This is a genomic window from Guyparkeria halopsychrophila, assembly GCF_044582135.1.
In the GTDB taxonomy this organism is placed as follows: domain Bacteria; phylum Pseudomonadota; class Gammaproteobacteria; order Halothiobacillales; family Halothiobacillaceae; genus Guyparkeria.
In genome coordinates this window covers 1-14,435 of record NZ_JBDODP010000031.1, presented here as the reverse complement: position 1 = coordinate 14,435, position 14,435 = coordinate 1, and the positions used below count along the sequence as shown (strand labels likewise).

The following is a 14,435-nucleotide window of genomic DNA, read 5'->3' as shown; positions in this document are numbered from 1 at the left end:
CCCGTGTCAGGCCGGGCCGGGGGATTTTTTTGGTTATGGCTATGGCTCCAGCCGGAGGGATGGCCCTGATGGCGTACCGATGGGTATAGTCCTTGTTTCGTATTGAGGAGCGACGATGGACGATTTTCGCACCTGGCACTGGCTGGAAACGGTGATTGAACTCGGCGGGCTCAAACCGGCCTCCGAGCGGTTGCACCGTACGCCTTCGACCATCAGTCACGCCATCAAGCAGCTCGAGCGTCGCATCGGGGTGACGTTGGTGGAGACGCGTGCGCGACGCATCCAGCTGACCGAATCGGGTTCGATTCTGCTCGAGCACGTGCGTCCACTGATTCGCGAACTGGAAGGCGTGCGCGGTGTGATCGAGCAGTTCCGCGATACCGGCGCGTCGGTCATGCGCCTGGCCGTCGACCAGGTGTTTCCCCACGATCGCCTGATCGAGGCGATGGAGCGCTTCTCCACCGATTACCCGCATACCCGCATCGAGCTGTTCGAGACCGTACTCGGCGGCGGCCCGGCCATGTTCTGTGACGACGAGGTGGGCATCTACCTGGGGGTCGAACCGGTCGGTGATTACACCGGTGTGCAAGTCGGGCGCGTGCGCTTCGTCCCGTGCGTCGGACCGAGCCATCCCTTGGTCACACAGGCCGAGGCGATGCCGGCGGGGCAGTTGCTCGCCGAGGGGCAACTACGCCAACATCGGCAAATCGTGTTGCGGGATTCACACCCCGGCCGTGGGAGCAATGCCGGCTGGCTGGGCGCGGCCCAGCGGATTACGGTTAACCACCTGCATACGGCGGTCGAACTGATGCGATCGGGGTTGGGTTTCGGCTGGTTGCCGGAGCACCAGGCCCGTGCGGAGCCGGACCTGATGGTATTGCCGATCGAGAAGGGACTCTGTCCCGAGGCGGCAATGATGCTCTATCGCCAGCGTGAGTTGATGGCGAGCCCGGCCCATCAATGCATGATGGAATCATTGGTCGATTCGGCGCCGGGCTGATGGCCGTTAGCGCCGACGGGGAGCACCGGCGCCGAGGGCGGCCGGTTGGTGTGTCGATTCCCGAGTTTGGAAGGCGGCTTGCCGAGTGATCAGGCCGCGGCGCGCTCGGTGGCAAGCTGCCGGATCTTCTCGATCATGTTCGACAGCCCGGTCGCGCGGTTGGCCGAAAGGTGCGATGACAGGCCCAGTTCGTCGATAAAGCCGCCACCGGTCGCCAGGATATCGTCGGCGGTTCGCCCCGAATAGACGCGAAAGAGCAGGGCGATCAGGCCGTTGACGATCATCGCGTCACTGGTGCCGCTCAACTCGAGGCGGTCGCCGTCCCACTGGTAGTCGAACCACACCTGCGACTGGCAACCATGGAATTTGTGCGCCTCGTCCTGTTTCCCGGACGGGAAGGCAGGCATCTGCTTGCCCATGTCCATGATGTACTGGTAGCGCTCGGTCCAGTCGCCGAGGAAGGCGAATTCGTCCTTGAGTGCCTGGATCTCGGCGTCGATGCTGGGCGCCTTGTCGGCCATCGGTAGACTCCTAATCAGTCGGTTTCGCGAACAGTGAAGCTCTCGCCACAGCCGCAACTGTCTTCGATGTTGGGATTGTTGACGTGAAGCATGCGGGTCAGGCCGTCGACCACGTAATCGAGTTCCGAGCCGTGGATGGCCTCGAGGCTTTTAGGATCGGTGATGATCGGGATGCCATCACAGTCGAACCACAGATCGTCTTCCGCGACGTCGCGTGCCGCGTCCATCACGTAGGCGAATCCCGAGCAGCCGGATTTCTTGGTACCCAATCGCAGCCCCAGCGCCGCCGGGTCGTCGGCAAAGGTGCGCTCGAGGTGCTTGCGGGCAGCCTCGGTCATGGTCAGCCGCTGTCCGGCAGGCAGGGCCGCGGCGCGTTCGCGTGCCGCCTCGATGCGGGCCGGGTCTACCGGGGTAATCGGGGTGTCGTTGACGGGTTGTGCGCTGTGCGTTTGAGCGGTCATGGACCACCTCCAGTAATGTTCGCCGTTCGGGAAATTCTGCACGAATGGCATGCCGCTCTGGCCTAGCGAGCCGTTCGTGATCCAGGCGCGTCGTCGCCGGCGTGCCGGTGGTCACGTCAAGACGACGCAACACCGAGCACGGGCGGCTCGCCAGGCCCCGCAGGGCGCGCCTTGAGCCGGGCATCTGCTGTGTTCTCGTCCTTGGAAAGAGAATAACTCTTCCGCGGCGGACGAACGCCTTGCATCTGCCCGGCTCAAGGCACGCAGAGCGGTATGGCATTCGTGCAGAGTTTCCCTAGTCGTCGCGCGGCGTCTTGGCGACGAAAATGGTGTCGTTTTCGACTCGAATATCGTAACAGTCGATCGGCTCGTAGGCCGGTGCCGACAGGGCCTCGCCATCCCTCAGGCAGAACTCCGCGTCGTGCCACGGGCAGGTCAGGGTGTCGCCGTCTAGGCGTCCTTCGGAGATGGGCAGTTCCTGGTGGCTGCATTCGTCAATCACAGCGAGTATTACGCCGTCGGCATTGACCACGAGGATGTCGGCATCGGGGCCTTCCACCACGCGGCGTTCGCCGGGCGCAAGCTCGCGCTGCTCGCAGACCCGGATCCAGTTCTCGTCGAGGGTTTCGCTCACGGTTTCACTCACAGAGGTTTGATTTCAAGCGGAGAGATTCGTTCCGAACCGGCTCAGAACATGCCCGTGGCAAGCTTCGCCTCGTCGGACATCATCTCGCGGCTCCAGGGCGGGTCGAACACCAGTTCGACGGCCGCCTCTTCGATGGTTGGGATCTCCATGATCCGCTGATGCGCGTCCGAGGCGATCACGCCGCCCATGCCGCAACCGGGAGCGGTCAACGTCATGTCGACTTCCACACGGCGTCCGGCGACCGGCAGTGATTCGACCCTGACCTTGTAGACCAGGCCCAGATCCACGATGTTGATCGGGATCTCCGGGTCGAATACGCCGCGCAGCTGTTCCCAGACCATCTCCTCGACCTCCCCGTCGGAGGCGTTTTCCGGCAGCTCGGGCTGTGGGGGTGGCTCCTTGCCCAGTGCGTCGGCGTCCTTGCCCTCGACCCGGAGCAGATGGCCGCGCGCCTTGATGGTGAAGCTGCCGCCCAGGGCCTGCATCAGTTCGACGGGCGTGTCCTTCGAGGCGAGCACCTTCTGCCCCGAGGGCACCATGGTGCAGACCACGTCACGGGCAAGTCGGATGCGTTCCATCGGTTCCACGGTTGGTTCTCTCCGGTGGTTGGTCAGACGAGCATGTCGCGCACGCGGGCGACCGCGGCGACGAACTGGTCGATCTCGTCGAGTGTGTTGTAGAAGGCCGCTGAAGCGCGGGTCGTACCGGCCGGCGCGTCGAAGCAGTGCATCAAGGGCATGGCGCAATGATGGCCGGTACGCACGGCAATGCCCATCGAGTCGAGCAGGGTGCCGATATCGTGCGGGTGGGCCCCATCGATGAGAAACGAGACCACCGGCACCTTGTGCGCGGCCTGACCCACGATCCTTAGGCCGGGGATGTCGGTCAGCCCGCGGGTCATGCGCTCGAGCAGGGCGGCCTCGTGACGTTCGATCGCCAGCCAGTCGAGCCCGTCGGCCCATTCGAGGGCCGCGCCGAAGCCGATCGCGCCCTCGATATTGGGCGTGCCAGCCTCGAATTTCGATGGCGGCGGGGCGAAACGCACGCCGTCAAAGCGTACTTCTTCGATCATGTCGCCGCCGCCCATGAACGGCGGCAGGCGATCGAGCCAGTCACCCCGGGCGTACAGGGCGCCGACGCCACTGGGGCCGAACACCTTGTGACTGGAACAGGCGTAGAAGTCGCAGCCCAGCGCCTGGACGTCCACCGGCCCATGTGGCAGACCCTGCGCGCCATCGACCAGTACCGGCACAGCGCACTCATGGGCGATCTCGGCGACGCGTGCCACCGGGTTGACCGTCCCCAGCGCGTTGGAGACGTGGTTGACCGCCACCAGCCGCGTGCGATCGGTGATCAGATCAGGGAGGGCGTCGATCTTGAGCTCACCCCGCTCGTTGACCGGGATGGTGCGGACCACGATCCCCTTGCGCTGCCCGAGCATCAGCCACGGCACGATGTTGGCGTGGTGCTCGAGCTCGCTCAGGATCACCTCGTCACCGGCCCGCCAGTCGTCCGACAGCGAATGGGCCAGCAGGTTGATCGCCTCGGTCACGCCGCGGACAAAGACGATTTCGCGATCGCTGTCGGCGTTGAGTGAGCGGGCGATCCGCGTGCGGGCGTTTTCGAAGCGCTCGCTGGCACGCGCCGACAGCGTGTGTACGCCACGATGGATGTTGGCGTTGTCGCGCTCGTAGAATTCTCGGATCGTGTCGATCACGACTCGCGGTTTCTGCGTGGTGGCCGCGTTGTCGAGATAGACCAGCGGTTTGCCATGCACCTCTTGGTCGAGCGCCGGAAACTGGGCCCGGATCGTATCGACTGAAAACGGCTGGATGCGCCCGTCGTCCGCCATTACGCCTTCTCGTCGTCGGCGGTGTCACGCTCGCCGAGACGTTGCTCGACGCGCTCGGTGAGCCAGTCGCGCAGTTCGACCAGCGGGATCTCGTCGACGACCTCCTGGGCGAAACCGGCAATCAACAGGCCACGGGCTTCGTCCAGCTGCAGGCCGCGCGAGCGCAGGTAGAACAGCGCTTCCTCGTCGAGCCGGCCAATGGTCGCGCCATGCGAGCAGCTGACGTCATCGGCGTAGATCTCGAGTTCGGGCTTGGCGTCGATCTCGGCGTTGTCCGACAGGATCAGGTTGTTGCTCGACTGGTACGCCTGGATGCGCTGGGCATCCTCCTCGATCAGGATGCGGCCCTTGAAGATGCCACGACCGGCATCATCGGCGATGGTGCGGTAGTGCTCGTTGCTGGTGGTGTCCGCCGCGGCGTGCGTGATGCGGGTATGGGTGTCCAGCACCTGCTTGCCGCGCGGCATCATCAGCCCGATCAGGTCGACATGAGCCCCGGAACCGCCAACGTGTATGTCGTACTCCCGCCGGATCATCTGCCCGCCGAGCTGGACGTTGTGGCTGTGATAGCGCGCGTCCCGCTCCAGCGAGACGAAGGTGCGTTCGGTCGCCAGGCGCCTCGCGCCGTCCAGCCCAAGGGCGATGTGCGTCAACGCGGCGTTGGCGGCGATCGAGGAGACGATCACGCTGTTGCGCCAGGACGGCTGCTCACCCACCGTCTCGATGTGTTCGATCAGCGTCGCGCTTGAGCTTTGACCCAGTCGAACCAGCACCCGCGGGTGGCTCATCACCGACTCGGTCGCCCCGTCGAGCCACTCGATAACGATCGGGCGTTCGACGACCGCATTGGCCGCGACGTCGATCACCACGCCCTCGCGGGCCATCGCCGTGTTCAGCGTGACCAGGGCGTCGTTGGGGTTCTCGACGCTTGGCGCCGGTGTCGGCGAGAAGGCCGCTTGTCGAGTGTCCTCGTCGGCATCGGCGAGTGCACTGAGCGTCAGACCCTCAGGTATCTCGTTGGGTACGCCCTCGAACACGCCGTCGATAAAGCGCAGACGCAGCGGGTTGTCCAACGGCAGGCGGATGCTCGGTTCAATATCCGCGCCCACGCCGATCGGGGCGCTGAATTGGCCCCGCTGAATCGCGCGCAGGTTCGTCCAGCGCCATTCCTCGTCACGCAGGCCGGGCAGGCCGAGCGTTTCAGCCTGTTCGCGCGCCGTGCGGGCGATTGCCTCGGGGGCCGCGGCCGTCTCCGGCATGGCCGTCTTGAGCCAGTCGGGGAGCTCTTTGCGCATCACGATGCCTCCTCGAGAATCTCCTGGTAACCCTCGGCTTCAAGGCGATGGGCGAGGGACTTGTCACCGGACTTGATGATCTTGCCCTGGTAGAGCACGTGCACGAAGTCCGGCTCGACGTAGTTGAGCAGGCGCTGGTAGTGCGTGACCAGGATGATGCCGCGCTCTTCGCCGCGCATGCGGTTGATCCCCTCGGAAACGACCTTCAGCGCGTCGATGTCGAGGCCCGAATCGGTCTCGTCGAGCAGGGCGAGCTTGGGCTCGAGCAGCAGCATCTGCAGGATCTCGTTGCGCTTTTTCTCGCCGCCGGAAAAGCCGGCATTGACGCCGCGATGCAGGAAGGCATCGTCCATGTCCATGCTGGCGACCAGCTCGCGGACCTGCTTCATGAAGGTGAAGGTGTCGACCTCGTCGAGACCCTGCGCCTCGCGCTTGGCGTTGAGCGATTCCTTGAGCAGGTAGATGTTCTTGACGCCCGGGATCTCGACCGGGTGCTGGAATCCCAGCAACATGCCGGCCACCGCGCGCTCTTCGGTCTCCATTTCCAGGAGATCGTGGCCGTCGAAGGTAATGGTGCCTTGGGTGACTTCGTAGCCGTCACGGCCGCCGAGTACGTGGCAGAGCGTGCTCTTGCCCGAGCCGTTTGGTCCCATGATGGCGTGGACCTCACCGGCATTGATGGTCAGGTTGATGCCCCTGAGGATCTCCTTGCCATCGATTTCAGCGTGCAAATTCTTGATTTCGAGAAGTGCCATGTTGAAAAGCCTTTGTAAATTGTTCGGTTAACCCAATGTTTATAAGGTATTTTCTTCGGATCAGCCCACGGATCCTTCGAGCGACACGGCCAGCAGGGCCTGTGCCTCGACGGCGAATTCCATGGGCAGTTCATTGAAGACGTCCTTGCAGAAGCCGCTGACGACCATGTTCATCGCGTCTTCCTCGGACAGGCCGCGCGAGCGCAGGTAGTACATCTGGTCGTCGCTGACCTTGGAGGTGGTTGCCTCGTGCTCGACCTGGGCGCTGGCGTTCTTGGCCTCGATGTAGGGGAACGTGTGTGCCCCACAGCGATCGCCGATCAAGAGCGAGTCGCACTGGGTGAAATTGCGGGCGTGCGTCGCGGTCTTGCCGATGTGTACCAGCCCGCGGTAGGCGTTCTCGGCCCGACCGGCGGAGATGCCCTTGGAGACGATCGTCGACCGGGTGCGCTTGCCCAGATGAATCATCTTGGTGCCCGAGTCAATCTGCTGGTAGTTGTTGCCCACGGCCACCGAGTAGAACTCACCGACTGAGTCGTCGCCCTTGAGGATGCAGCTCGGGTACTTCCACGTGATCGCCGAGCCGGCCTCGACCTGGGTCCAGGTGATCTTGGCGCGATCGCCACGGCATTCGCCACGCTTGGTGACGAAGTTGTAGATGCCGCCTTTGCCTTCCTCGTCGCCCGGGTACCAGTTCTGGACGGTGGAATACTTGATCTCGGCATCGTCCAGCGCGACCAGCTCGACTACGGCCGCATGCAGCTGGTTTTCGTCACGCTGCGGGGCGGTGCAGCCCTCGAGGTAGCTGACCGAGGCGCCTTCCTCGGCGATGATGAGCGTGCGTTCGAACTGGCCGGTGTTCTTCGCGTTGATGCGGAAGTAGGTCGACAGCTCCATCGGGCACTTCACGCCCTTGGGCACGTAGACGAACGAGCCGTCGGAGAACACCGCCGAGTTGAGGGCGGCGAAGTAGTTGTCGCCCTGGGGCACGACGGTGCCGAGGTATTTCTTGATCAGCTCGGGGTGGTTCTCGACCGCCTCGGAGAACGAGCAGAAGATCACGCCGGCCTCGGCGAGCTTGCCCTTGAAGGTGGTGGTCACCGAAACGGAGTCGAATACCGCATCAACCGCCACGTTGGCGCCTTTGACGCCGGCGAGCACGGCACGCTCGTGCAGCGGAATACCGAGCTTCTCGTAGGTCTCCAGAAGCTTCGGGTCGACATCGTCGAGCGATTCCGGCGCGTCGGCGTCGAGCTCTTCCTGGGACTTCGGCGCGGCGTAGTAGGAGAGTGCCTGGTAGTCGATCTTCGGGTAATGGACGTGTGCCCATTCCGGCTCTTTCATGGTCTGCCAATGGCGGAAGGCCGACAGGCGCCATTCAAGCATGAACTCGGGCTCGTGTTTCTTCGCCGAGATCATGCGCACCACGTCTTCATCAAGACCCGGCGGGATGATTTCCTGCTCGATGTCGGTCGTGAAACCGTACTTGTACTCTCGCTTGACGAGTTGCTCGAGTTCCTGTGTTTCGGTCATGTCGTTATCACCTGGTCGAAGGCTGATGGCCGGTCGGTCGAGCCGCCCGGCGGTGTTCGTGTTGGGAATCCGTTGAGGAGCCGCTAGTCGGAGAGGGAGCGTCGGCATCCATCATCTCGCCACCGCGAGACCGCTCGTACCAGACCGGCACCTGGGTCGTGGGCGCGCTGCCTTTCACCGGCCGCGTCATGTCGGCCAGGGTGGTGGCGTCGAGCAGGGCGTGCACGCCCCGGTTGATCGCTTCCCAGTGCGGCCGGACGACGCAGTCACTCTGCATCGAGCAATCGTGATCGGGGCGGAAGCAGTCGGTCATCGCGATCGGCCCGTCAATGGCCTCGATGATTTCGGCAAGCGTGATCTTCTCGGCCGGACGGGCAAGAAAATAGCCGCCGCTACGCCCCTGGCGAGACTGCACGATGCCCTCGCCGTTGAGGAGCTTGAGCAACTTGCCCACCGTCGGCATGTTGATCCCGGTGCGCTCGGCGAGCGCTCGTGCATTGGCGCGCTGTTCGCTGGGTTTCTCGCGCGGATCGCCGGCCAGTGCCGTCAGCAGCACGATGGCGTAATCGCTCAGTCGGCTGATCTTCAACATGCCTGCCTCCGCGGGTAACGGTCCCATGTCCCCGATATCCAATGGCACGGGAATGCGCCGTTGGTAACGGGATAAGTGCGTTAAAAGTACTAAAACGGTACGGTTTAATCAAGCGGCGTGGTCGAGCGCTGCGCCCGTATTGCGTCAGCGTTGCCTTTATCGGGCTTAAGCCTTTGTCTGCGCTTCGATTTGGCCGCGATTTCTGCTATCTTTCGCACCCTTTCCCCACGCCGGAATGACGAGGAATTCGTTGACGTGACGACGACAGCCACCGACAAGACATTCGTGCCCACCGATGGCGCCGGCAAGCGGCTCTACATCAAGACCTGGGGCTGCCAGATGAACGAGTACGATTCGGCGAAGATGGCCGACGTACTTGGCGTGTCGCGCGGCTTTGAACCGGTTTCCGACCCGGCCGAGGCCGACGTGATCCTGCTCAACACCTGTTCGATCCGCGAAAAGGCACAGGAAAAGGTGTTCTCCCAGCTGGGCCAATGGCGCCCGCTCAAGGAGAAGAACCCGGACCTGATCATCGGCGTGGGCGGCTGTGTCGCCAGCCAGGAAGGCGAGGCGCTGCGCGAGCGGGCACCGTTCGTCGACATCGTCTTCGGGCCGCAGACCCTGCACCGGCTCCCCGAGATGGTGGCGGTGGTCGAGGCCGAGCGAAAGCCGGTCGTGGATATTTCCTTCCCGGAGATCGAGAAATTCGACAACCTGCCGGACCCGCGCGCCGACGGCCCGGTCGCGTTCGTCTCGATCATGGAAGGTTGCTCGAAGTACTGCACCTTCTGCGTGGTGCCCTACACCCGGGGCGAGGAGATTTCCCGGCCGTTCGATGATGTCGTCGCGGAGGTGGCGGATCTCGCCGAGCAGGGCGTGCGCGAGGTCAACCTGCTGGGGCAGAACGTCAACGCCTTTCAGGGCCCGATGCACGACGGCCAGATCGCCGATCTCGCGTTGTTGATCGAGGTGATCGCCCAGATCGACGGCATCGACCGCATACGGTTCACCACCTCCCACCCGGTGGAGTTCACCGACCGCCTGATCGAGGCCTACCGCAACGTGCCGGAACTGGCGAGTTTCCTGCACCTGCCGGTCCAGTCGGGCTCCGACCGGGTGCTGGCGTTGATGAAGCGCAGCCACACGGCCATGGAGTACAAGTCGAAGATCCGCAAGCTGCGTGAGGCCCGTCCGGGGATTTCGATCTCCTCGGATTTCATCATCGGTTTTCCTGGCGAGACCGAGCGTGACTTCGAGCAGACCATGAAACTGATCGAGGATATCGGCTTCGATCACTCGTTCTCGTTTGTCTACAGCGCGCGGCCCGGCACGCCGGCCGCGAACCTGCCGGACGACCAGCCCGAGGAAATCAAGAAGGCGCGTCTCAAGCGCCTGCAGACGCGCATTACCGAGTTCGAGCAGGAGATTTCCCGCTCGATGCTCGGCACGACGCAGACGGTGCTGGTGCAGGGGCCGTCGAAGAAGGATCCCAATGAACTGATGGGCAAGACCGAGAACAACCGCAGCGTGATCTTCGGCGGCCGTCCGGGGCTGGTCGGCCTGTTCGTCGATGTCGAAATCACCCAGGTCAATCCGAACTCCCTGCGCGGCAAGTTCATCGACATCCATCCCACGGACCGTGAGCGGGCCAAGGCGCGAAAGCTGGTGGCAGCGTAATGACCGAGATGCAAGCCGAACGCCTGGAATTCGCCCTCGAACCGGCCGACAACGAGCGGCTGGCCAATCTTGCCGGCAGCTTCGATGAGCACTTGCGGATGATGGAGCGCCGCCTTGGCGTGGAGATCAATCATCGCGGCAACCTGTTTGCGGTGATCGGCCCGTCGGCCATCGCCGATCAGGTCGAGACCCTGCTCGCCGACCTCTACAAGCTCAGCGAAAGCCAGGTGATCGACCCGGAACGCGTCAATCTGGGCATGCAGCAGGCCGGCATGGAAGACGCGTCGCCCCCGCCAGGCGACGAGGTGCTGATTAAGACACTACGGGGCATCGTCCGCGGGCGGGGCAACCGTCAGGTGCAGTACCTCAAGGCGATTCGCGAGTCGGATCTCAATTTCGGCATCGGCCCGGCCGGCACCGGCAAGACCTATTTGGCCGTGGCCAGCGCGATCGACGCCTTCGAGCGTGGCCAGGTGCAGCGCATCGTGCTGGTACGCCCGGCGGTCGAGGCAGGCGAGAAGCTCGGTTTTCTGCCCGGTGATCTGGCGCAGAAGATCGACCCGTACCTGCGGCCCATGTACGACGCGCTCTACGAGATGATGGGCTTCGACAAGGTCAATCGCCTGATCGAGCGTAGCGTGATCGAGGTCGCGCCGCTGGCCTTCATGCGGGGTCGGACACTCAACGAGTCGTTCGTCATCCTGGACGAGGCGCAGAACACCAGTATCGAACAGATGAAGATGTTCCTGACCCGGATCGGCTTCGGCACCTCCGCGGTGGTTACCGGTGATATCACGCAGGTCGACCTACCCAAGGGCGCGACCTCGGGCCTGCGCCATGCCATCGACGTGCTCAGCGACGTTGAGGGGGTGCGGTTCACCTTCTTCCAGAGCCGCGACGTGGTGCGCCACCCGTTGGTCAAGCGCATCATCGATGCCTACGAGAGTCGGAGCAGGGCGGATTGACCCGTTCGCCCCCGGTGTGGGTCGATCGGCAGCGTGCCTGCACATCCCGATGCCCGTCGCGACGAACATTGATCGGTTGGGTCTCGCGCACCCTTGGCGCGCTGGTTCCGGATGGGCCGAATGGCGGAGAGGTGACGATTCGCTACGTCGAACCCGAGGAAAGCCGCTCGCTGAACGCGCAATTCCGGCACAAGGATCGACCCACGAACGTGCTCTCCTTCCCAGCCGCCGACGATCCAGCGGATTTGGCGGTGTTGCCGGGGTCGGATCACCCCTATCTGGGTGATCTGGTTATCTGCGCCGACGTGGTGGAACGCGAGGCGAAGGAGCAGGCAAAATCCCGGCGCACGCACCACGCGCACATGGTCGTACATGGGATTTTGCACCTGTTGGGCTATGATCACCTGACCGAAGCCGAGGCAGAGCAAATGGAATCGATCGAGATTCGCGTGCTCGCCTCGTTGGGTTACCCCGATCCCTATGCCTGAATCGTGAAGATCGACGCCGAGATTCTACGACTCTTTTCCGTCGCATCTGTTTGATTTAATTCCCTTTCCAACCTCTCAAGAAAGACGATCCATGGAAGACGAACCTCCCAGTTCGGACTCGCAAGACGGGTCCTGGTTGCAGCGTGTAAAACAGCGTTTCTGCCCCTGCGAAATCCGATCGATTGATCAGATGAAGTCCCTGGTTCGCCAGGCGATTGAATCCGAGGTCTTTCCGGTCTCCACTGGAGGCCTGATCGATTCGGTACTGGACTTCCACGATCTGCGTGTCCGCGACGTCATGGTCCCCCGTGGCCAGATGGACGTGATCGAGGAGGGCACCACGCTGCCGGAACTGCTCTCGGCGGCGGTCGAGACCGGGCATTCCCGCTATCCCGTCATCCGCACCAATCGCGACGAGGTGATCGGTATTCTGCTGGTCAAGGAGCTGCTGCGCTTTTATGCCAATTCCCAGCAGCCTGGTGGCGATTCGACGTTCGATCTTCTCGACCTGGTGCGTACCCCCATGTTCGTACCGGAAAGCAAGCGCCTGGATGCGCTACTGGCCGAATTCCGCCTGACGCGCACGCACATGGCCATCGTGCTGGACGAATTCGGTGGCGTGGCCGGCCTGGTCACCATCGAGGACGTGCTCGAGGAAATCGTTGGTGATATCGACGACGAGTTCGATGTCGAGGAGCGTGTCAATATCCGCCAGCAGGCGCCGCGGCGGCACACGGTCCGTGCACTGACCCCGATCGGGGAGTTCAACGAAGTCTTCGCTACCGACTTTTCCGACGGCGAGTACGACACCATCGGCGGGCTGGTGTCCAACACGCTGGGGCACCTCCCGCGCCGGGGTGAGGTCGCACGTTTGGGTGAGTACGAGTTCAAGGTGCTGGGCGCCGATCGTCGCCGGCTCCATTTGCTGCTGGTGACCAAGCTCGATTTCGAACCGAGTGAGGAAACGGATGGCTCGCCAGACGAAGAGACCTGATTCCCAACGAGGCGACCCGCTCGTCGCGGGGCCCCGGTTTACCGGCCGCCTGAACGGGTGGGGTGGAAGTCTGCTCGCCCTGATCGCGGGTGCCACCTTGGTGCTCGCGTTCGCTCCATTTGCGTTCTGGCCGGCAGCGATTATCGCGCCGGCCGTCTTGTTTGCGCTGATCCGTCACTGCCGACCCGGCCGAGCGATGCGGTTGGGTTGGTGGTTCGGGCTGGGGCAATTCGGACTTGGCGTGAGCTGGGTCTACGAAAGCTTCACCCTGTTCGGCGGCATCGTTGCCCCCCTGGCCGTGCTGGTGACCGCGCTGTTCGTCATGGCGCTGGCCGTCTACCCGGCGGTTGCCGCCTGGCTTGCCGTCCGCGTCACGCCCAAAGCCGATTGGCCCAGCCGAGCGGCGGCGTTCGTGGCCAGCTGGGTGCTGGTCGAGGCCTTGCGCGCCTGGCTTTTCGGCGGATTCCCCTGGCTCAATCTCGGCATCAGCCAGGTGGATGGCCCCCTGGTGGGTTGGCTGCCCCTCATCGGGGAATACGGGGTCACCGCCATCCTGCTCGCGCTCGGCGTGGTTCTCTGGTGCCTGACTTCCCGCGTCTGGGGGCATGGGCCCGACTGGCGTCGTTGGCTCGGCCCGGCCGGCTTGCTGCTTTTTGTGCTCCTGGCCTCGTTGCCGCTTCGTTCCATCGAATGGTCCAAGCCGACCGGGCAAACGCTGAGCGTTGGTGTCGTGCAGGGCAATATCGCGCAAATGCAGAAATTCGACCCGGAATTCTTCCAGCGCACCCTCTCGATCTACCGGGACCTGACCGACTCGCTACCCGAGGTCGATCTCGTCCTCTGGCCTGAAACCGCCATCCCGCGAGTGATCGACGATCTTCCCGATCTGCGCACCGAACTCGATGCGCTCGCCCGCGACCGTAATTTTTCCTTGCTGGTCGGCACGTTCTCGCGCGACGAAACGGGGCGCTATTACAACACGTTACTCGGCTTTCCCGATTCAGTGGGCGAATACCGCAAGCGCCACCTGGTGCCGTTCGGTGAATACTTTCCTTTGCGCTGGCTGCTCGAGCAGATGCCCTGGCTCTTCCAGGTGCCGATGTCGGATCTGAGTTCGGGCGGGGCCAATCAGTCACCACTGCGCGTCGGCGAACTGACACTGGGGGCCTCGATCTGTTTCGAAGCGGATTTCTCCCGCGACATCCGTGCGACCATCCCGGACGCGGATCTGTTGGTGACGGTGTCCAATGACTCGTGGTTCGGCGAGAGTTTCTCGCCACATCAGCACTTGCAGATGGCGCGAGCGCGAGCGATCGAGTTTCGACGCCCCCTGGTGCGCGCCACCAATACCGGTATCTCCGCGATCGTCGATACCACTGGGCACGTGCGGCAAACACTGGGGACCGGGGAGCAGGGCGTGCTGACGGCAGACGTCAGGCCGCGCGAGGGGAATACGCCGCTGGCTTACCTCGGTGCGTGGCCGATACTCGGGTTGATGCTGATCGTGTTGGCCGTGGCCGTTTGGTGGCAAGCCCGGCTTCGTTCAGGGACGGCCCGCAAATTCGAGTAAGCCGGGTTAGATGCCGGGCCTGACGTTGCCCGGCTGCGGGGTTCCGCCCACCGCTCTGGCCCTAGAAACGAAAAACCCCCGCCAAC

15 protein-coding genes are annotated in these 14,435 nt (G+C 63.5%); 6 read left to right on the top strand and 9 right to left on the bottom strand.

Annotated features, from left to right (window positions below; all coding sequences use genetic code 11):
• The first annotated feature begins 115 nt into the window (after nt 1–115).
• The gene (locus ABGV18_RS10905) at nt 116–1,000 is read left to right on the top strand and encodes a LysR substrate-binding domain-containing protein (RefSeq protein WP_396586047.1); all 885 of its coding nucleotides are present in this window, start codon (nt 116–118) and stop codon (nt 998–1,000) included.
• A gap of 89 nt (nt 1,001–1,089) precedes the next feature.
• Here ABGV18_RS10905 and ABGV18_RS10900 read toward each other — a convergent pair whose 3' ends face one another.
• The 9 genes from ABGV18_RS10900 to ABGV18_RS10860 all read right to left on the bottom strand — a co-directional run bounded on the left by ABGV18_RS10900 (nt 1,090) and on the right by ABGV18_RS10860 (nt 8,655).
• Complete coding sequence (locus ABGV18_RS10900; RefSeq protein WP_396586046.1) at nt 1,090–1,521, bottom strand: SufE family protein; 432 nt, start codon at nt 1,519–1,521, stop codon at nt 1,090–1,092.
• Nucleotides 1,522–1,535: 14 nt separating this feature from the next.
• Nucleotides 1,536–1,982, bottom strand: coding sequence for an iron-sulfur cluster assembly accessory protein (locus ABGV18_RS10895; protein ID WP_396586045.1), 447 nt, complete (start codon nt 1,980–1,982; stop codon nt 1,536–1,538).
• A gap of 295 nt (nt 1,983–2,277) precedes the next feature.
• Entirely contained in the window at nt 2,278–2,616 is a 339-nt protein-coding gene (locus ABGV18_RS10890) for a Rieske 2Fe-2S domain-containing protein (RefSeq protein WP_396586044.1), read from the bottom strand.
• 53 nt (nt 2,617–2,669) lie between these two features.
• The gene (sufT, locus tag ABGV18_RS10885; RefSeq protein ID WP_396586043.1) at nt 2,670–3,215 is read right to left on the bottom strand and encodes a putative Fe-S cluster assembly protein SufT; all 546 of its coding nucleotides are present in this window, start codon (nt 3,213–3,215) and stop codon (nt 2,670–2,672) included.
• A gap of 23 nt (nt 3,216–3,238) precedes the next feature.
• Complete coding sequence (locus ABGV18_RS10880) at nt 3,239–4,480, bottom strand: SufS family cysteine desulfurase (protein WP_396586042.1); 1,242 nt, start codon at nt 4,478–4,480, stop codon at nt 3,239–3,241.
• On the bottom strand, nt 4,480–5,775 hold the full coding sequence (gene sufD / locus ABGV18_RS10875) for a Fe-S cluster assembly protein SufD (RefSeq protein WP_396586041.1): 1,296 nt from the start codon (nt 5,773–5,775) through the stop codon (nt 4,480–4,482). The genes ABGV18_RS10880 and sufD overlap by 1 nt, the downstream gene beginning before the upstream one ends.
• Entirely contained in the window at nt 5,775–6,530 is a 756-nt protein-coding gene (gene sufC, locus ABGV18_RS10870; protein WP_396586040.1) for a Fe-S cluster assembly ATPase SufC, read from the bottom strand. Before sufC ends, sufD begins: the two co-directional genes overlap by 1 nt.
• 60 nt (nt 6,531–6,590) lie before the next feature.
• Nucleotides 6,591–8,063 (bottom strand): Fe-S cluster assembly protein SufB, encoded by a 1,473-nt coding sequence (gene sufB / locus ABGV18_RS10865; RefSeq protein WP_396586039.1) that lies wholly within the window; start codon nt 8,061–8,063, stop codon nt 6,591–6,593.
• 7 nt (nt 8,064–8,070) lie between these two features.
• Nucleotides 8,071–8,655: an SUF system Fe-S cluster assembly regulator gene (locus ABGV18_RS10860; protein ID WP_396586038.1), complete on the bottom strand. Its 585-nt coding sequence runs from the start codon at nt 8,653–8,655 to the stop codon at nt 8,071–8,073.
• Nucleotides 8,656–8,910: 255 nt separating this feature from the next.
• On the opposite strand from ABGV18_RS10860, the gene miaB reads away from it, so the two are divergent.
• The 5 genes from miaB (at nt 8,911) to lnt (ending at nt 14,349) form a co-directional block, all read left to right on the top strand.
• Nucleotides 8,911–10,332, top strand: a complete 1,422-nt coding sequence (miaB, locus tag ABGV18_RS10855; RefSeq protein WP_396586037.1) for a tRNA (N6-isopentenyl adenosine(37)-C2)-methylthiotransferase MiaB — start codon at nt 8,911–8,913, stop codon at nt 10,330–10,332.
• Nucleotides 10,332–11,297 carry a PhoH family protein gene (locus tag ABGV18_RS10850; protein WP_396586036.1) on the top strand — a complete coding sequence of 322 codons (966 nt, stop codon included), beginning with the start codon at nt 10,332–10,334 and terminating at the stop codon, nt 11,295–11,297. The genes miaB and ABGV18_RS10850 overlap by 1 nt, the downstream gene beginning before the upstream one ends.
• A 131-nt stretch (nt 11,298–11,428) precedes the next feature.
• Nucleotides 11,429–11,785 carry an rRNA maturation RNase YbeY gene (gene ybeY, locus ABGV18_RS10845; RefSeq protein ID WP_396586035.1) on the top strand — a complete coding sequence of 119 codons (357 nt, stop codon included), beginning with the start codon at nt 11,429–11,431 and terminating at the stop codon, nt 11,783–11,785.
• Nucleotides 11,786–11,975: 190 nt separating this feature from the next.
• The gene (locus tag ABGV18_RS10840) at nt 11,976–12,779 is read left to right on the top strand and encodes an HlyC/CorC family transporter (protein WP_396586034.1); all 804 of its coding nucleotides are present in this window, start codon (nt 11,976–11,978) and stop codon (nt 12,777–12,779) included.
• Nucleotides 12,754–14,349, top strand: a complete 1,596-nt coding sequence (lnt, locus tag ABGV18_RS10835) for an apolipoprotein N-acyltransferase (RefSeq protein WP_396586033.1) — start codon at nt 12,754–12,756, stop codon at nt 14,347–14,349. The genes ABGV18_RS10840 and lnt overlap by 26 nt, the downstream gene beginning before the upstream one ends.
• The last annotated feature ends 86 nt before the right edge of the window (nt 14,350–14,435 follow it).